Source organism: Vibrio gigantis (assembly GCF_024347515.1).
Lineage (GTDB): Bacteria > Pseudomonadota > Gammaproteobacteria > Enterobacterales > Vibrionaceae > Vibrio > Vibrio gigantis.
Genome location: NZ_AP025492.1, coordinates 1287640 through 1305923, shown reverse-complemented (window position 1 = coordinate 1305923; position 18284 = coordinate 1287640). Strand labels below are relative to the sequence as shown.

At 43.8% G+C, this 18284-nt stretch carries 15 protein-coding genes; 10 read left to right on the top strand and 5 right to left on the bottom strand.

The annotated features are described in order from the left end of the window. Positions 1-18: 18 nt before the first annotated feature. On the bottom strand, positions 19-714 hold the full coding sequence (gene rsuA, locus OCV56_RS05975) for a 16S rRNA pseudouridine(516) synthase RsuA (protein WP_086713084.1): 696 nt from the start codon (positions 712-714) through the stop codon (positions 19-21). Between the two features lie 97 nt (positions 715-811). On the opposite strand from rsuA, the gene OCV56_RS05970 reads away from it, so the two are divergent. The 4 genes from OCV56_RS05970 (at position 812) to OCV56_RS05955 (ending at position 5310) form a co-directional block, all read left to right on the top strand. Continuing rightward, on the top strand, positions 812-2554 hold the full coding sequence (locus OCV56_RS05970) for a DEAD/DEAH box helicase (protein ID WP_086713083.1): 1743 nt from the start codon (positions 812-814) through the stop codon (positions 2552-2554). Positions 2555-2714: 160 nt separating this feature from the next. Then, on the top strand, positions 2715-3113 hold the full coding sequence (locus tag OCV56_RS05965) for a PepSY domain-containing protein (protein WP_086713082.1): 399 nt from the start codon (positions 2715-2717) through the stop codon (positions 3111-3113). Positions 3114-3174: 61 nt separating this feature from the next. Continuing rightward, entirely contained in the window at positions 3175-3834 is a 660-nt protein-coding gene (locus OCV56_RS05960) for a response regulator transcription factor (RefSeq protein WP_017060377.1), read from the top strand. Positions 3835-3963: 129 nt separating this feature from the next. Then, on the top strand, positions 3964-5310 hold the full coding sequence (locus OCV56_RS05955; protein ID WP_086713081.1) for an ATP-binding protein: 1347 nt from the start codon (positions 3964-3966) through the stop codon (positions 5308-5310). A gap of 73 nt (positions 5311-5383) precedes the next feature. On the opposite strand, the gene OCV56_RS05950 is transcribed toward OCV56_RS05955, so the two are convergent. The 4 genes from OCV56_RS05950 to OCV56_RS05935 all read right to left on the bottom strand — a co-directional run bounded on the left by OCV56_RS05950 (position 5384) and on the right by OCV56_RS05935 (position 12891). Then, on the bottom strand, positions 5384-5860 hold the full coding sequence (locus OCV56_RS05950) for a hypothetical protein (RefSeq protein WP_086713080.1): 477 nt from the start codon (positions 5858-5860) through the stop codon (positions 5384-5386). A 99-nt stretch (positions 5861-5959) separates the two neighbouring features. Further along, positions 5960-8782 (bottom strand): M16 family metallopeptidase, encoded by a 2823-nt coding sequence (locus OCV56_RS05945; protein WP_086713079.1) that lies wholly within the window; start codon positions 8780-8782, stop codon positions 5960-5962. Continuing rightward, positions 8779-10482: an ABC transporter ATP-binding protein/permease gene (locus tag OCV56_RS05940; RefSeq protein ID WP_086713078.1), complete on the bottom strand. Its 1704-nt coding sequence runs from the start codon at positions 10480-10482 to the stop codon at positions 8779-8781. The genes OCV56_RS05945 and OCV56_RS05940 overlap by 4 nt, the downstream gene beginning before the upstream one ends. Positions 10483-10557: 75 nt before the next feature. Further along, the gene (locus tag OCV56_RS05935) at positions 10558-12891 is read right to left on the bottom strand and encodes a TonB-dependent receptor plug domain-containing protein (protein ID WP_086713077.1); all 2334 of its coding nucleotides are present in this window, start codon (positions 12889-12891) and stop codon (positions 10558-10560) included. 513 nt (positions 12892-13404) lie between these two features. Here OCV56_RS05935 and OCV56_RS05930 point away from each other — a divergent pair. The 6 genes from OCV56_RS05930 to OCV56_RS05905 are packed head-to-tail and all read left to right on the top strand — an operon-like array spanning position 13405 to position 18279. Next, on the top strand, positions 13405-14148 hold the full coding sequence (locus OCV56_RS05930) for a DUF3450 domain-containing protein (RefSeq protein ID WP_086713076.1): 744 nt from the start codon (positions 13405-13407) through the stop codon (positions 14146-14148). Positions 14149-14150: 2 nt separating this feature from the next. Beyond that, complete coding sequence (locus tag OCV56_RS05925) at positions 14151-15557, top strand: MotA/TolQ/ExbB proton channel family protein (protein ID WP_228761187.1); 1407 nt, start codon at positions 14151-14153, stop codon at positions 15555-15557. Further along, positions 15557-16069 (top strand): MotA/TolQ/ExbB proton channel family protein, encoded by a 513-nt coding sequence (locus tag OCV56_RS05920; protein ID WP_086713075.1) that lies wholly within the window; start codon positions 15557-15559, stop codon positions 16067-16069. Before OCV56_RS05925 ends, OCV56_RS05920 begins: the two co-directional genes overlap by 1 nt. Next, positions 16059-16466: an ExbD/TolR family protein gene (locus OCV56_RS05915; protein ID WP_086713074.1), complete on the top strand. Its 408-nt coding sequence runs from the start codon at positions 16059-16061 to the stop codon at positions 16464-16466. The genes OCV56_RS05920 and OCV56_RS05915 overlap by 11 nt, the downstream gene beginning before the upstream one ends. A 31-nt stretch (positions 16467-16497) precedes the next feature. Then, positions 16498-17097: an energy transducer TonB gene (locus OCV56_RS05910; RefSeq protein ID WP_228761188.1), complete on the top strand. Its 600-nt coding sequence runs from the start codon at positions 16498-16500 to the stop codon at positions 17095-17097. A 3-nt stretch (positions 17098-17100) separates the two neighbouring features. After that, complete coding sequence (locus OCV56_RS05905) at positions 17101-18279, top strand: tetratricopeptide repeat protein (protein WP_086713072.1); 1179 nt, start codon at positions 17101-17103, stop codon at positions 18277-18279. Positions 18280-18284: the final 5 nt, after the last annotated feature.

Genomic DNA, 18284 nt, shown 5'->3' with positions numbered 1-18284 from the left:
TACATCAATAGGTAGGGATTACTTCCAGATAGAGTCGACTTCTTCTTGCGTTAGGTAACGGTATTCACCTAACTCTAAAGATTCGTCCATCTCAATTTCGCCAATACGTTCACGGTGCAGTGCTTCTACCTTGTTACCAAGTGCTGCAAACATGCGTTTAACTTGGTGGTATTTGCCTTCGTGAATCGTTAGCAGCACTTCACGCTCAGCACGAACTTCTAGGTGCGCAGGAAGTGTTAAGCCATCTTCGCTCTTAAGCTGGATGCCCTCTTTGAATTTTTCAACGTAATCGTCTTCAACAGGTTCAACCAACCACACACGGTACGTCTTCTCACACTTGTGCTTTGGAGATGTGATACGGTGAGACCACTTACCGTCGTCGGTAATCAACACAAGACCTGTTGTATCAATATCTAAACGACCAGCAAAGTGCAGCTTGTCCATTTTGATTTCATCAAGTAATTCAAACGCGATACGATTTGCGCCATCTTCATGCGAACAAACAAAGCCTTCTGGCTTATAAAGCATGATGTAACGTGGGCCATGAACATGCAGTTCATTACCTTGCCATTCCACAACGCACTCTTCTGTAACCTTGAGTGAACCGCTTTTTTGAATGACATCATTAACTGTCACTGCTTTGGATTTTAATAAGTGTGTTGCTTCTCTTCGAGTGACGCCTAATGCATCGCACAGAAATTTATCTAAACGCATGAATACCTCAACTAATCTAAGTCGGGTATTATAGTCACCTTTGCTCGATTAGTTGAGCTATTTCACACTATTTGTTTTCCTTCTTACAAGACGCGATATGTATACACTCCGCCCGTACCAAGCTGATTCCGTAAAATCAGTGATTCATTACTTCAGAAAACACCAAACTCCGGCTGTTCTCGTGCTTCCGACAGGTGCAGGAAAAAGCCTTGTGATTGCAGAGCTGGCAAGGCTTGCGAAAGGTCGTGTATTGGTACTTGCTCACGTAAAAGAGTTGGTTGAACAGAACCATGAAAAATATGAAGGTTACGGACTAAAAGGATCGATTTTCTCGGCGGGTTTAGGCCGTAAAGAGACAGACCAACAAGTGGTGTTTGCTTCGGTGCAATCCGTTGTTCGAAACCTCGACTCATTCTCTAACCAATTTTCACTGTTGGTTATCGACGAATGCCATCGTGTTCCCGATGAAAAGACCAGTAGCTATCAAAAAGTAATCACTCACTTGCGAGAGAATAATTCTGGTATCAAGGTGCTTGGATTAACGGCTACCCCATATCGTCTTGGGATGGGCTGGATTTATCAATATCACACTCGCGGGCAAGTGCGTTCAGATGAGCCACGCTTCTTCCGCGACTGTATTTTTGAGCTGCCGATTCGTTACCTGCTCGACGAAGGCTTCTTAACGCCTGCACGCATGATCGATGCACCCGTTTTGAGCTACGACTTTTCGCAGTTAAAGCCTGCTAGCACAGGTCGCTACAAAGAGGCCGAACTCGACATGGTGATAGAGCAATCGAAGCGAGCGACTCCACAAATTGTCGACCAAATCATTCATCTAGCCCAAGACAAACTCGGCATCATGGTGTTCGCTGCGACCGTTAGACACGCGCAAGAGATCCTCGGCTTATTGCCAGAAGGGGAAGCTTCAATTGTGATCGGCGACACACCAACACTCGAACGTGACCAAATCATCAGTGATTTCAAAGAGCGTAAAATCAAGTTCTTGGTCAACGTATCGGTATTAACCACAGGTTTTGATGCGCCGCACGTCGATTTAATCGCTATTTTACGCCCGACCGAATCCATCAGTTTATATCAACAAATCGTTGGCCGCGGCTTACGCCTATCTCCAGGGAAAAAAGAGTGTTTGGTACTCGACTATGCAGGTAACAGTTACGACCTTTATCAACCTGAAGTGGGCGATCCAAAACCCGATTCAGACAGTGAAACCATCACAATCCCCTGCCCAGCTTGCGGCTTCAATAATAACTTTTGGGGGAAATTAGACAGCAATGGTTTCCTGCTTGAACACTTTGGTCGTAAATGCCAAGGCTACTTTACCGATGAAGACACAGGCGAACGTGAACACTGTAATTATCGTTTTCGTGCAAAATATTGCGGTGAATGTGGCGCCGATAACGACATTGCCGCGCGTATTTGCCATGAGTGCGATGCAACCTTAGTAGACCCAGACAAAAAGCTAAAAGAAGCACTGAATCTAAAAGATGCCTTGGTATTTGAGTGTTTAGAAATGGACCTCAACGTGCTTAAGGACGACAAAGGTAAATCACAACTTAAAGTCACTTACCGTGGTGAAAACCAAGCGCAAGTCCATGAGTTTTGGTCATTAACCACCAAGAAACAGAAGCAAAACTTCAAAGGCCAGTTTGTTCGCCCTCACCTTGCAGACAGACATCGTCCTTTTGAAGAGGCCTCACCGTCGAAAGTGGTTGCTCACCAACATAGATTCCGCCCACCTCAATTCGTGATTGCACGTAAAGTAGGACGCTTTTGGAAAATGAGAGATAAGATATTCGAAGACGAACTCCAACAACGCTAGATCTTACGATCTTAACACTCAGAGTTTAGCCTTCTGTTCTAAGGCGTTACTATTAAGCGTTAAGTTTTTCGGTATCAAATTCTCATTATTAATCAGGTTCACTTTCTGTTCAGAATTACTTTTTTATACTGAACGCTATCAACCTTCTCTAGGATTCGCTATGTTTAGTAAAGCTATGATTTCTTTGTTTTCTATAAGCTTAGGCTTATTTGTTTCTGCTGGCGCATGGGCTGACTCACATCATAATGGTCACGACCTAGTACAAGACGTTCACAAAGCAGGAACTCGTATCGAATTTGAAGAAGATCAAGATGAAGTCTATGAAGCGGTTCGAGAAGGTTATATCCGCCCTTTCTCTGAAATGTATGCGGCCGTTGAGAACGATCTTCATGGCCGAATCATTAAGGTCGAACTAGAAGAAGATGATGATATTTGGGTGTATGAACTAAAAATTAACTACCAAAACAACATCATCAAAGTTGAATACAACGCCGAAACGTTAGAAATGCTAAAAATTGAAGGCCGCAACTTTAAAAACGCTATTAAGCACGGTGACTAACTGAGCACGGCAAATAGTTAAGCACAACGAACAGTCATTACAAAAATTAAGAAGAACAATTATGAAAATTTTAGTCGTTGAAGACGAACCTCGTTTGGGCCAACAGATTATTGAAACACTTGAGGGAGCCGATTGGGTTCCAGAACTTTCTCAAGATGGTATTGACGCACTCTATCGTGCAACCTCAGAAGAGTGGGACGCGATTGTTCTCGATTTAGGACTACCTAAACTTGATGGCCTAACCGTATTAAAAGGCATTCGAGACGAAAACATTAATACGCCTGTGATTATCTTAAGTGCTCGAGATACGCTTACCCAGCGTGTCGAGGGTTTAAATGCCGGCGCAGATGATTACCTAACTAAGCCATTTGAAATGGTCGAGTTGATTGCGCGTATTCGTGCTCAACTACGCCGAGCGTCCGGCAGTGCAGCACCTATACTTCAAATCGGTGACCTAAGCCTAGACACTCGCAGCTCTAAAGTATTGTGGCAAGGCCAAGCAGTAAGCCTAACGGCACTGGAATATAAGGTTGTCGCGTACTTCATGCATAACCAAAATAAGGTTATCTCACGCACCGAGCTAGTTGAGCACATCTACAAACAAGACTTCGACCGAGACTCAAACACGGTTGAGGTATTTATTGGTCGTATTCGTAAGAAAATCGCACCTAAGATCATCAAAACCGTGCGTGGCCTTGGCTACCAACTGAATGCTGAATAGCACTCTATTTAATTAAACGAAAAATTAATAGCAATCATCCACCAAGCACACTCACCCATTAAGTGGACAGCCTGTACTGATCATCGAAATACAATCAAATAACGATGGGCAAAGGCAGGCTGGAAATGCATGAATCTAAAGAAACGAACTCTTAAAAACATTAGTTTAAAAAGCCGTTTGCTCCTCGCCGCGGCTTTTTGGCTAGGTGCGATGATATTGGCGGCAGGTGTCGGGATACCAAAGCTGGTAAACGACTACTTAGTCGATGACATGAAGCAGCAGCTTTCCCTGACCATGGACGAGCTGACAGCCAATATCGAAACCAATGACAGTGGTAACCTAATCATGGCAGAACGCCTGTCTGATCCTAGGTTCAACCAACCCTACAGTGGTATTTATTGGCGTGCCGCTACCCAAGATCAAATCATTCGTTCTCGTTCCCTATGGGACAAAGACCTCACCATTAAGCGTTCACCGATTCACACATCCGTCAAAGGGCCCGAGAAAGAAAAACTGATCTACATCGAGCAAGATATCTATCTGCCAGAATTGAGCGACCCTGTCACGATCACCATTGGTATTGATGAAGATCCGATAGAATCCACACTGACTGAACTGACTGGTCAAGTTTGGTTGATTCTCATGCTGTTGTTTGTTGGTGTCCTTATGTTGATTGGGATTCAAGTCAGTTGGTCGCTATTACCGCTCAGTAAGATGCAGCGTGAACTGGTGATGTTGAGGAATGGCGAACAACAAGGGTTAAGCGATAACTATCCGAAAGAGGTTTCTCCATTAGTCTCTGATCTCAATGCCCTACTCTTCCACTATCAAGAGTTATTGGAGCGAGCTCGCAACCACGCTGGAAACCTATCTCACGCGTTGAAAACACCGCTTTCCGTTCTGAAAAATGAGATAGAGCGACTTCCAGATGAGGACAAAGCACTGCTACAACAACCCATTTATCAGATTCAGAACCAAATCGACTATCACCTTGGCCGTGCGCGCATGGCTGGTGCAATGAACATTCTTTCAGTGAAGGCCTCACCTTGTGAGCGTGTTGAAGCTATCTCTATGGCATTTGATAAAGTCTATGCTGCCAACGAGGTAACCATGATTAACGAGCTAGACTCTGAGATTGAAGTGGCGGTCGAAAAAACCGATCTCGATGAAATGGTCGGCAACCTACTCGAGAATAGTTACAAATGGGCGACCAGCATTATTCGTGTTCACTCGAATAAAGTTAATGAAGGTCAAATAAAATTGATCATTGAAGATGACGGTCCAGGTATTCCAGAAGAGAAAATGAGCCAAGTAGTCAAACGCGGCGTCCGCTTAGATGAAACCACACCGGGTACTGGTTTAGGACTCAATATCGTTAATGAGATGGCGCATAGCTATCGCGGACAGCTCACACTTGAAAATAGCTCTATGGGAGGGCTGAAAGCAACGCTCGTATTGCAACTGTCTCAAAGCTAAACATAAGTAGATGTAGATAAGCATATCAATCATCTTGGTATGCTTATCTCAATTCAATGTCTTTAACGCCGTCCTATTTGCAGCTTGGCAATAACGTCTGATACATTGTTTTAAAACCTTTCAGGGATATCGTTACTGCTTCTGCTTTTGGAGCATCGCCTTGAAGCTCTACTTCCAATGACTCTGCGGCGTAAAACGATTCTAGCAGTTCGACTGGCACGGTCGCCCAATTGGTCTTTCCTTTAATCCAAACATCCATCGCAAATGTTGTACCATCATTTAATACCGCTTTCGCCGGATAGCCCAACTCCTCTCTCAATAGACCATTAAAGAACAATAAGTTAACGCCTTCCGTTGTGCAGCGTAATGCGACAGTTTCAACGCCACCTTTGCTTTTAACACTCGATACACCAAGTATAACCGCCTCACCAGTATCAGAACTTTTTGACTCGTAATGCTCCCAATCTTGGTAAGTATCAGTCAACTCTAAACCTGCAGAGACATTAAAAGCCAACATCCACAACAAGCTCACCATAATCTGTTTCTTCATACTATTTCCCATAGCAAAGCCACGGTAAACGGCTTTTCATTTTCGCAAGTAATCCTCTGTTCGAAAATGCTCTAGGCGTAAGTCCGTGGCTTATATTAATTACTGAGTTAGAGATAACGCCTGTGGCTTAAGAACTGCTTCAAAGCGCTCGGCCTCAATAAGGAATTGACTCATAATGGCATCCACTTTTAATTTTGTTGCCTCACTATTCGCTCTGCGTTGAGCTTGAATCAAACGCGGGGTGTCCGTAAGTAAGTATGACTGCTCCATTGCATTCAACATGCCCAAATCGGAGCGCAAGTAGCGGTCTATCTGGTCATCGCGTTGCACTAATTTGTTCGCTAATACTTGCTCATCAGCGCCTTGTTTAGCAACAGAGTTCAATACCGAATGTGTCAGCGAGATCAGCTCATCAACTCGCTCTGGCGCACAGGTAAACATAATACGTCCTTCAGCTTGTGGACTATGTACGTCTTGCCAGAACCAACTTGCTACCCCATATACGCCTGACGCTTGTTCACGAAGTTTTAGTCGTAACTGTTCTTGAACTAACTCACCACTTAACTCCAAGTAATACGCGTTATCTGGTCGCCATTGAGAGTCTTGAGTTAAATAAATCTCGACTTCAGCTCTTGGCTCTTTCGAATCATCCGCGCTATAGCGCACCTTAGGTGAAAAGGCTTTCAGATCGTAGGAAGACCGGCTTGGCTCTTTTACTTCAATTGAAGACAAGTAGCGCGCAGCGAGTTGCTCAAGCTGATTCGCAGAGATATCCCCGACAATAAAATAGGTGTAGTCGGTTTTGCCTGCTATGTACGTTTGATAAAGCTCACTCAATTGTTCCGTTGTGTAACTTGGAGCTTGCTCACCATTATCGCTATACACGGTTGTAACGCCTGGGAAACGGAGCTCAGATACTTTACGAACAAAGCGATCTGCACTGTCGAATTGACTACCGTTTAAACGCTGGTCCATTTCAACTTGATACTCTTTCAAAGACTTGGAAGAGACAGGACTCGATGCCAGTTTCAAATGAAATAGCTTAAGCATCTTTTCAAAGCTGTCGGTTTTTGCCCAACCTGAAAAACCCTGTTGATAGTCGCCAACCAATGTCGACATGACTACTGGGTTACCTCGAAAAATAGTCTGAATATCAGCCTGAGACACCTTACCAACACCGGTGTCATCGACAAGACTTACAGCGGTTCTCAGCGCTTGATAATCACTCTGCGGAATAGAGCGAAGTCCACCTTCAGTGAGCGCCTTAAAGTGCACTTGCCCCGGGTTACTGTCGCTATAGCGGTAGACAAGTTTGCTGCCATTGCTTAGTCGATATTCCGTAATACGGTGCTCTGCCCATTTTTTCTCTTGCTTGAGCGTGCCCGGTTTTGGATCAACCACAGGCAGTACCGCTTTGTTGCCATCAATGCTCCAAGTCTTCTGCTCTGTACTCATGCTCATTTGCCATTGACTCTCAACCCAATCGGGCGCAAGTTTTGGCTTACGCTCTTCAGTTGGTTGAGTTAACAAAATCAAGCGAGATTTTGGTTCAACAATGTTGAGAAACGCCTCGTTCACCTGCTCTAACGTAATACGTTCTAAGAAATACTTATTCAGCTCATAAGCTTGATCCTTACTCACCAAAATCTGGCCACTTGCCGCGGCAACCATCAAATCGCCGGCGAGATCAATACTGTAATTTTTCTTATCTTGACCACGATCGATTACCCCTTGCAAGCGGCTAACTTCACCGTTCACTTCAGCCTCTGAAAAGCCATGCTGCGCCAATTGAGCAACAAATTGGAATAATCCTTCCGTTGCATGCTGATACTCACCCTCAACTAATTGCAGCGAAAACACAGCTTGTGTTGTTTCTCTGCCAACGTTAGATGAATAGAAGTTAGCGGCGTTGACCACATTGTCTTCATCTTGCTCCCAACGCTGCAAACGCACATTGAGTAAGCGTGTGGCAATTTGATGCGCAAGATCTTGTTGATAACGTGCGTAACTAAGATCGGTCTCAAATGTTGAGAAAAAGCTCACTTCAACCGAAGGTGATGAGTAACCCTCTTCAGAGACAACTTCACTACGCCAACCATCCACGAGAGGAATGCTGTAATCGATCTTCTCAAGTTCTGATTCAGGTGCATTTGCATCTCCCATTTTCTGGGTGATCAGCTGTTTAACCTGCTCTGTTTGTACATCGCCAACCACCACGACAGACATGTTATCAGGGCGATACCACTTATTATAAAAATCAGCGACACGGTACTTGGATACATTTTGAATTGTCTGTGGATCACCAATAGGGTCTCGAATGACATAACGTGAACCTGTCATTTCGATTGCACTTTTCTTATCACCCAGTCGTAACATTGGCCCTAAACGAGCACGCCACTCTTCAAGTACAATGCCACGCTCTGCATCAAGGTCGCCCTTCAGCATGGTCACGTTACTTGCCCAATCGGAAAGAATGTCCATGACTAGCTCAAGCGTCTCAGGATCATTACTTGGCAAGTTCAAGGTATAAACGGTATTTTCAAAGTCGGTAAACGCATTGATGTCGACACCAAACTTCATACCAGCTTGCTCTAGCACTTTGATCACCTCGTTTCCTGGGTAATTCTGTGTACCATTGAACGCCATGTGTTCAACGATATGAGCAACACCTCGTTGATCATCGTCCTCGTTCATTGAACCCGCATTAACAACCAAACGAACGTAAACTCGCGATTCTGGATTCGTATTTTCAGCGATGTAATAGCTGAGACCATTATCAAGCTTGCCGACTTCGACACTACTATCAAAGCTTAAGGTCTGAGCTAAATCTAAAGACGTATCTTCACTATTTGTAGGAGTTGTTACCTGACAAGCACTTAAAAGTACAGCGCCTGCCAAGATCAGTATTTTGTTAATTTTCATGAATATTTAAATGACTGTGTTTGAGTACATAAAATGATCTGGTTTTGTTCTTCTTCATGTGTTTCTCGGTGTGAAACCTCCACAACATGCGTATCTGGAAGTTGTTGCGCCATGATCTCTCTGATCGAGCGGTAGCTCTCAGGATCCAATGCCGACATTGCTTCATCTAAGAACAACCATTGCGGCTTTTGAACCAAGCTACGAGCCAACATGATTTTTTGCAGCTCACCACCCGACACACTCTGCTGCCAGTTACTCTTGAAATCTAGCTTGTCACCAAACTTACTCACTCCAGCAAGCGTTAATGCGCCCACTAAGTCGGAATCAGATATAGATTCACCGTTTGGATACAACAAGATGTCGCGTAAACTCGCATTCGGCAAATACGGCTTCTGAGGAATGAACATACACTCGCGGTCATCTGGCATACTGACTTCACCACTTTGATAGGGCCACAACCCTGCCAAAGAACGAATGAAGGTACTCTTACCTCCACCAGATACGCCTTTGATGGTAATACTTTGAGAGATGTTTCCGCTTTGTTCTGCAAGTAGTGGCTGCTGTTCCGGTGAATACAAATTGAGATCGCGCCACTCAGGTTGGTTCGAACGCGGCATAACATTCGCTGCAGGCAACGCCTCTAACTGTGTGTGAAACGTGATCAAACGGTCAGTCACGGCACGCCAATCAGCAAGTGACTCATAAGAATCGACGAACCAGCTGAAGGCTTCTTGAACACGATAAAAACCGGTCGCAGTTTGCATCATGTCGCCAAGCTGCAACGCGCCACTCATTAATCGTGGCGATGCCACCAAGTATGGGAAAATACGAGCGACTTCGTTATAGCCGCTGGTAAATGCACCGTACTTTAACTTCATACCTGTGAGTTGCTGCCAGTTATCCCAAACCTTGCCGAAGAGACTTTGTATTCGATGGTTTTCTGCTGATTCTCCGCGCTGCAGTGCTATAGACTCGGCATGCTCACGTACACGCATTAAATGGAAACGGAAGTCGGCTTCACTTTTCTCTTGCTCAAAGTTCAATGGCACTAAGCGTTTAGCAATTTTATGCGTGAGCCATGTACCAATCACCGAGTAGACGATGGCCACCCATACCATGTAACCCGGAATCACCCATTCACTGCCCGCAAACTCGAAAGTAAGGCTGCCTGATAGGTTCCAAAGAATCACCACAAATGAAAATAAACTGGTGACAGTACGAAGCAAACCTAGCCCCATAAATAGTGTCTTATCGCAGAAATCTTTCACATCCTGCGAGATACGTTGATCTGGGTTATCACTAGCAGGATAACTAAGTTGATGACGGTACAAACGTTTACCACCCAACCACTTCTTTAAAAAAATATGGGTAAGCCAACGGCGCCAGCGGATACGAAGCGTCCTTCTCAGATATTCCTCTGCCAAATCAATCACTGTGTAGACCATCATGATCAACACAAACTGACCGAGCATATTCCAGAAGTTATTCCACTCTTCATTTTGCATTAGATTGAAGAAATCGCGGTTCCAGTTGCTGTAAAGAACCGCTACTTCAACAATTAAATAGTTTAATCCGACAACAAGCCCTAAAAGCAGCCAAGCGATACGCTTCTCGTCGCTGCGCCAGTATGGGTGTGCTAGCGACCATACTTGTGAAAGGAAAGATTTGTCTTTAAGAGACAAAGGGGATGGGTAAGACATAATTCACCAAAAAAGACAAGGCAACCAGCAGCCAAAGCCCACTGGTTACCCTTAATCAAAATAGAAGAAATGAGATTAGAATTCGTAGCCTAGCTCAAGCCAGAACTCACGACCTGGGGAGTAAGTTGCGTTACTAGCTGAGCTGAAAATACCTTTTTGGCGTACATCATCTAGAACATTCAGAACATCAACCTGTATGTAAGCAGAGTGAGTACCATAGAAACTAGGTTGGTAGCGAATACGTGTATCCCACTGAGTATGCGTACCATGGTCATAGGTGTAATACATCTCTTTACCATCAGTCGCATCTGTTGAATATTCAGCGTCTTTTACTGGTGCTTTGATGTAAACTTTGTTTGACCACGTGATGTTGTAGTTAGGTACTGCCATATCAAGGCCAAGACGCACTACCCACTCTTCACCGTTGCTATTTACTTGTTCCTGCGCTTCTGCACGGGTCATCAGTTTTCCATCAAGGTAAATAAGTTCACTGTCGTTATACCCAGTGCCTAAGTTAGAGGCATCCGTTGTCGTCCAATCAGCCGCAAGTGTTGTTGTCCAGTATGTTGGGCCTAACACCCATGGTTTAATGTTTGATGCCTGAATGGTATAAACATCGACGTTGTAACTTTCTGAATTTCTGTAAGTAACGACGCCTCCTATCTCCTTGACTTTAATTCTGTCCTCGTATTTACGACCTACATAGTGAGCAGAAAGGACAAAGTTCGATACGTTTTGAGTAATTCCTAATGAGATTTCATCAGAATGAGGTGTTTTCAAATTTTCAATTGATGCGAAATCACGGGTGGTATCGTTATTTAGCTCCAATATTTCACCCGCTAGTTTCATGGAGCCGAAAGAGCGGCCATAATAGCGGTTCATGCCAAAGCTTACGTTTGTGTCACGAGCGACTTGCAATGACGAAGCGAAACGATACGCAACATTAGTGTTTTCGAGGAAATCATCTCGATCGACACGAATACCAGGTCTTAGTGTTAGATTACCAATTTGAATTTGGTCTTCGAAATAGGCTGTGTAATTTTGATGATCAGTGTCTACACTTCCCGCATTTAAGATGTCCACAGTTTTTCCGAACTCAGCTCCACCCCAAGTCATAGTCGTGTTAACCGTCACATCGCTATCACGATTAAACTCGTAATCTGTTTTACGATAGTCTGCACCCATAGAGAACATATGAGACGTTGAACCAAATTCAACACGATCAAAGTCATACGTTAGCATCAGATTGATGTTTTGCTGCGTCATGTCACTGTCACCATATCCGCCTTCGTAATATTCGAATGACGGATCAAACTCAATATAAACGTTAGCTTCATTCGAAGAAGAGTCGCGATCATCTTTAAACTTGTCGTACGCTGCTGTTGCAGAAAATAAACCAGAACCTAATCTTTGAGTCCACTTAATAGTAGAACCATAAGCAAGGTGGGTATCTGCAACATCACCTTCTGTATTCGTTGCATAGTATTTGCCTTCGCTGTAGTCAGACAAACGCAGACCGAACTCTAGCGAGCGATTTGTGTCAGGAACCCAATTAAAATTAGCGAGAAAGTTATCAGAACGACGGGTATGCTCCTCAACATCTCGTTTCCCTGTCGGATTGAGTAAACGAGTCTGCTTGATGTCTGAATCTCTTCGACTAAAACCAAGCACCATACCAATGTTGTCAGTAATAGCTTGCTCTGCCATTACGCTAAAGAAATTCTTTTTGTATTCCGGTTGATAAGTTGCCTCAGAACCTGTCGGCTCTGTAGCTTCCGTTGCTGCCTTAACATTGTCATCTATATGAACTGAAGCCCAATCCGATTGTGTGCCACGATACCGTAACTTCACACGGTTTTCGCCACTATACTGGCGCGCTTCAGCATTAACAGCACCGCCAGTAAAGCCACCAAACTTCGCAGGAACGTCACTTGTATACGTAGTGATACCGCCCAGAAGGTTAGCATCAAAGTAGTAAGCTTGCTCTGAACTCTTATTTGGGTTCACCGCCATAGAGCCATCAAAAACTTGCCCCGTTGGATCAATGTCATTATTAATGCTAATCCCGTCAAGAAGGTACGCTGTTTGCTCAGGGTCTGCACCATTAATAGATATCGAGCTTGGCTTAATTTCGCCTCCTTGCAGACCATCTAAATCACCACCAGCAAATCGTACATTCGGGTTGTCTTTTAGGTAGTCGGTCAAGTTTCCGTTTGAAGAAGGTGTGTCTTTGATGTCATCTGCATCTAGGGTTTGCTTCGTTGACAGCTCATCGTCTCTCGTGTCGGTGACATTTACTGTAAGTTTGGCTTCAGCCTCAGATGGTTTTTCTGTTTCTGCGTAAACGCTAGACACAGAACAGAGCGACGCAATAGTCGCTGCAAGAAGAGTTTTATTAAAAGGGTGCATGTTAAAAGGTCTAGGTGATAATAATTATCATTAATGCTAACAATAAGACATTCAACAAGTAAATCCCTCACCTACCACCAATAACTGTAGGGTAATCTACCAACATCTCCTTTTAAGTAATAAAAATGTAACATTCACTAATGTTATAAACTATACCCAAATCTTATAGAACCCTTTAGCTGCAAGGATAAATGAGAACAAATATCATTTGGAATAATATGTCGACATTGAATTCCACTGTCACAAATCATTAACAAAACAATTTGAGATAAAATACATTTTTGTTAACGCAATCGATAAAATAAAAACGGTGAAATATTACGCAATACGATGATAAGCAAAGACAAAACAATCGACAATAATAATTAAATTACTTATAAATCAAAATCTTAATATAAATAATCATATGTGGCATGAAAAATAAACTTCACATATAAATAAAAACAATTATCATTCCACATCATTTTTAATTGCCCAACCGAATATCACCAATCCAAAAAAGCGCTCATACTGATGATTCAATTCCGTTTTACACTTTTAGCGATATGCTCATTATGTCTGCAAAATAACGCATTTGCAGAATCAATCACTAACCAGAAAATCAAAGAACAGGTACGCCATATTGAGTCATCATCTTCTATACAAAAGCGTATTGAATCGATCGACGACCAAATTCAGTTACGACGTGAAACAGCAAGAGCCCTAGATCATGAAATAAGGTTACAAAGCCGCTATCAAGAGCAACTTACTAATCAACTGATTCAACTACAGAACGTGATTGATGGGCTAGATGTTGAGATGGATAACATCCGACAAACTAAGGTCAACTTATACCCACTACTAGAGCAAATGACTGAGACATTGAGAGAACTTGTATTGTCAGACCTCCCTTTCGATAAACAAGCGCGACTAAAACGAATCAACCAATTAAACAACAACTTGATCGATCCTCAACTGAGCGATGCTGAAAAGCTCGAACGAATCTTGATTGCCTATCAAACGGAAATCCAATTCGGCACTGAAGTAAAAACTTGGTTTGGCAGGTTAACAGCTGATCAAGAAGTTCAGTATTTAAGGGTTGGACGTTTGGGTTACTACTACCTATCACTTGATGCATCACTGGCTGGAGTGTGGCGTCCGAAACAACAGTTGTGGGCAACACTTTCAAGCGAACAAACCGAACAGGTCATCCAAGCTATCACTGCACTGAATAGCGGCAATACTTACCCGCTGCTCACACTTCCAAAGGCGCAATAATCATGAAAAATCTAAGAGCTAACAGCAGCACTTCCATGATGAATAACAGCCATTGGAGATCCCATTGCAGCGTGATGTTGATGGTCAGCCTAGCGACAATATTCAACGCTAGCCAATCCCATGCTTCAGAAGAACCGGCTCATACACCTGTTTCGGCAAGTGAAAATTCTGTGCAACCAGTAAACAGTGATTCACTGCAATCCATTTTTGAACGTGTTGAGAAAGCTAGCCAAGCCGATATTCAGCGCTACCAAGAGCTTAAGGTTCGCAAGAAAGAACAACTCACTGAAACTAATGCGCAAGTCGCCGTACAGCAAACTAAACTGCAAGCACTCAACAATCGCAATGCTCAATTAGAGGAACAAATTCTTCAGTTACAGCAAAAGCTGCAGGATAAACAGAAACAGGTGAAAGCGGCTAAAGCTGACATTGTTGAGGTCATTAATCTCACTTCCGCTCAACAGAGAAATTTCCTCTCAAACAATCGGCCTTTAGCAACTTGGGCAAAAGTGAAAGAACCACAACCCGTCGATGAAAATGACTTCAGTATCGCAACCATCCATCAACTCTGGATAGCGATGATTCAACAAATCTCGGCATCGAGTGAACCAAGAGAGCTCGTGGGCGAGGTATTGCTGCCAAATGGCGAGATCAAACAAGCTTCAATTCAACAAGTTGGGGCATTTAGCCAGTTCGCTGAAGGCTATGGTTGGCTTAGTTTTGATGGTGCTCGTCAACTGTGGATTCAGCTCTTCCCACAACCTCAATTAGCTCATAGCAACGAGAGATGGTTGATCGATCCGGCCTTTGGTTTTGGGTTCGTAACTAACGCCAAACAACCTAAATGGTATGAAGCTTACTTGCCTGCCGGCATTATTGGCTTACTCATCGCTCTTCTTGCTGTGATCGGTTTTTCTATCGGTTTAGCACGCTTATTCAGCGTAACCATAGAGAAAAAAGCAGTGAAGCACCAAGCCTTAAAGCTCAGCGAACTATCCGAACAGAACATGTTAGGTCGTGTACTTCTTCAACTTAAGGGATGTACTACAGACCAACAAATGGAGGATGTTGTTGACGCCAACATTAGCCGAGAGATGCCATGGTTAAACAAAGGCATCGGGACATTGGCAGTTTTGGCAGCAATAGCACCATTAATGGGGCTTTTAGGTACCGTTGGTGGGATGATCGAAACATTTAGTGTCATCACTTCGCAAGGTGTTACTGATGGTGAACTGCTTTCAGGTGGTATTGCAGAAGCGTTACTGACCACAAAATTAGGGTTGCTTGTCGCCATTCCCCTACTAATTTTGCACTGCCTAGTTAAGACACAAGCACAACAGCTATCGGAGATTTTGGAGCATCAAGTAACCAGCTTAGTCGTAGACATCCGACACGGTAAACAAGCGTAATGCTAGAACAAATCTTAAATGCACGCTTACCTATGGACCACCCCATTATGTGGGCTATTGGTTTGGTGTCTTTGGTCATGTGGGGGCTAATCGTCCAGTGCTATTTTCGTTTTAACAGTCTGAAGCAGCTGGACTTAGCCTCGCAAATTCACCGCGTGAGTAGTCAATACTCAAGCATCACCACCATTGAGATAAAGCACCTTCAACAAGGTTGGATTAGCCAAATTAATCAGCACCTGAATCTAGGGTTAAACGAAATCAGGCTCTGTGTTCGCATTCTTCCCATGCTTGGTTTACTGGGTACAGTCGATGGCATGATGGAGTGTTTTGAACAGCTAAACAATGAAGATGTATTGAACGCCGTTTCTAGTGGTATCAGCCAAGCCATGTTGACCACTCTGGCTGGCTTACTCGCCGCCATATCTGGCATGTACTTAGCCTATAACCTAAAACGACAACAACAAAAGCTATTAGAACTCTGTATCAAACAATGGAAAATCGATGAAAATTAAACCCTTCACTGACAGAGAAGATTCACCTCAAGTTGACCTAACACCATTGATTGACGTGGTGTTTATCCTTCTGATCTTTTTCATCTTATCGGCCAACTTTCAAAAAGAGTCGACCTTAAGCGTTGATCGGCCTAGCGCATCCAGTTCGACTCTCACACCACAATCGGAAACTCTAACTGTGAGTGTCGATCGTGACAAAAACATCTGGTTTAACGGGCAGACCTTAAACCTTAGTCAACTTCAATTCCAAGTTAAGGCTCATATCACTGAAAAACAGACTACTAATGCCATCGTCAATGCCGACCGCTCTTTAGACACCGGCACTCTTATTTCGGTTATCGATACACTACGTTTATCAGGGCTTACCAATGTTGCTATCGCTACCCAAGACCAGTAAACCCAAGCAGCTCAGAATTCTGGGATTGGCTGTGGGCATCAATCTAATCTTGGTTTTGGTGCTTCACCTGCTTGTTTCAACGCCAACGTTGAAGCGAGATAGCTCTGCCTATCCGATATACGTTCAAACCATTACTTCTCAGAAAAAGCCACAAGAGCCAGAAACGATAAAGCCTATCGTTGCAACCAGCGCCCCCAATTCTGCGCCGAGTCGCCCTGCCTTAGTTAACTTTGAGATACCCGATATGGAGAGCTTAGTGATCCTGCCGGAGGTTACCTTTAAACCAAGCGATGAGTTAGATGTTCATCTCAACTTTGATTTTTCATTTTCGGGCGAAGGTTTACAACAAGGGAGTCAGTTCCACTCTCAAGTCGTAATGGCAAAGCCGACTTACCAAATTCCGCCCAAATACCCGGCCAAAGCGAAACGTAATGACATTGAAGGACATATTACCTTTTCATTGCTGATCAACCAGCAAGGTGAGGCTGTGCAACATAAGGTTGTAGAAGAGTCACCTCCCGGGGTGTTCTTGCGTTCTTCGCTACGTTCCGTCATGCGCTGGAAATTTGTGCCGCCCCAATCGGGCGAGCAATGGCAACAAGTCACTGTAAACTACAATTTGGAAGATTAAAGGATGAGAATAGTTACGCTACTTCTGGCTATGCTAGCGAGCGCTGCTACTTGCGCTCAGGTCGAGATTCAAACCTTTGAACGTTACCAACAGCTAAGCCAATTTCTAGAACGTGATGATATTGATATCCGAGCGTTTGAACGTTTTCATCACAACCATCTGGGTGACAACAAAGAGACATTAGAACTCACAAAAAGCATTTATTTGCAAGCGTGTTTGAAGCTTGAAGAACTCCAATGCGCGCTAGACAGAACCAATGAACTGTTAGAGTTAACCGAAAACAGAGCCAATCAAGAACAGTTACTGCGCCTTGCGGTTCAGCTGAATTACCAGAATGGCCGCCATTTAGACGCCCTATCTCGTTTTAATGAATGGAGATTGACCCGCGTATCACTATCAAGTGCAGAGCAATCGAAGCTCCCTTCTACATTGCAAGCTGAGGTTTATACCCTAGCGGCACACAGCGCTTATCAGATCGGGAAGTGGCCAGCGAGTATAGAGGCCATAAAAACGGCGATTGAACTAAATGCAACAAAGCAGCGCTACCAGCTTTTATTAGCAAGCTATCAACGTTTGGATGCGTATGAGAAAGAACGAGAAATATTGATCAATGTTACTCATCTTTACCCTAATGAAGTGAAGTTTTGGTCGCGCTTAGCGCAATCTAGCCTTTACTTTAAACAGCCCGCTCGCGCAATTGCTGCACTTTCAGTAGTGAGGGAGTTAAACCAACTGACTGAGCCACAAAGAATACTCTTGGCGCAACTCCAGTTGACCAAAGGAGCACCTGCAAGCGCCTATCAAACACTGGATGAGCGTCATCCTTCAGCGCAGTATCAAAACAAATTTAACAAGCTGAAGCTTCATGCTCTTCTTAAATCACGTCAACGTGAGCAAGCTCTTCAGCTGCTTAATTTGTTACCGACCGACACTCAACTAGAGACCAAAATTCAACTGAGTTACAGCGAGCAAGAATGGGATAAAGCTATCGCGCTTTTAGATCAACAAATCGAACAACAGCCCAATAATCCAAGGTGGAAGCTGTTAAAAGCGATAGCTCATTTCGAATTAAGTCAGTACGCCCAAGCAAAACCTATATTAACAACTCTGGTCGGCGGCAAACTTGATCGTTCAGCACAGCAGTGGCTCGCTCAAATTGAGTATCTGAGCGATGCTAGCTAAATGGG

Bases quoted from the DNA above. Each gene is read 5' to 3' on its own strand.
- rsuA (WP_086713084.1), bottom strand. From the start codon at position 714: ATGCGTTTAGATAAATTTCTGTGCGATGCATTAGGCGTCACTCGAAGA.
- OCV56_RS05970 (WP_086713083.1), top strand. From the start codon at position 812: ATGTATACACTCCGCCCGTACCAAGCTGATTCCGTAAAATCAGTGATT.
- OCV56_RS05965 (WP_086713082.1), top strand. From the start codon at position 2,715: ATGTTTAGTAAAGCTATGATTTCTTTGTTTTCTATAAGCTTAGGCTTA.
- OCV56_RS05960 (WP_017060377.1), top strand. From the start codon at position 3,175: ATGAAAATTTTAGTCGTTGAAGACGAACCTCGTTTGGGCCAACAGATT.
- OCV56_RS05955 (WP_086713081.1), top strand. From the start codon at position 3,964: ATGAATCTAAAGAAACGAACTCTTAAAAACATTAGTTTAAAAAGCCGT.
- OCV56_RS05950 (WP_086713080.1), bottom strand. From the start codon at position 5,860: ATGAAGAAACAGATTATGGTGAGCTTGTTGTGGATGTTGGCTTTTAAT.
- OCV56_RS05945 (WP_086713079.1), bottom strand. From the start codon at position 8,782: ATGAAAATTAACAAAATACTGATCTTGGCAGGCGCTGTACTTTTAAGT.
- OCV56_RS05940 (WP_086713078.1), bottom strand. From the start codon at position 10,482: ATGTCTTACCCATCCCCTTTGTCTCTTAAAGACAAATCTTTCCTTTCA.
- OCV56_RS05935 (WP_086713077.1), bottom strand. From the start codon at position 12,891: ATGCACCCTTTTAATAAAACTCTTCTTGCAGCGACTATTGCGTCGCTC.
- OCV56_RS05930 (WP_086713076.1), top strand. From the start codon at position 13,405: ATGATTCAATTCCGTTTTACACTTTTAGCGATATGCTCATTATGTCTG.
- OCV56_RS05925 (WP_228761187.1), top strand. From the start codon at position 14,151: ATGAAAAATCTAAGAGCTAACAGCAGCACTTCCATGATGAATAACAGC.
- OCV56_RS05920 (WP_086713075.1), top strand. From the start codon at position 15,557: ATGCTAGAACAAATCTTAAATGCACGCTTACCTATGGACCACCCCATT.
- OCV56_RS05915 (WP_086713074.1), top strand. From the start codon at position 16,059: ATGAAAATTAAACCCTTCACTGACAGAGAAGATTCACCTCAAGTTGAC.
- OCV56_RS05905 (WP_086713072.1), top strand. From the start codon at position 17,101: ATGAGAATAGTTACGCTACTTCTGGCTATGCTAGCGAGCGCTGCTACT.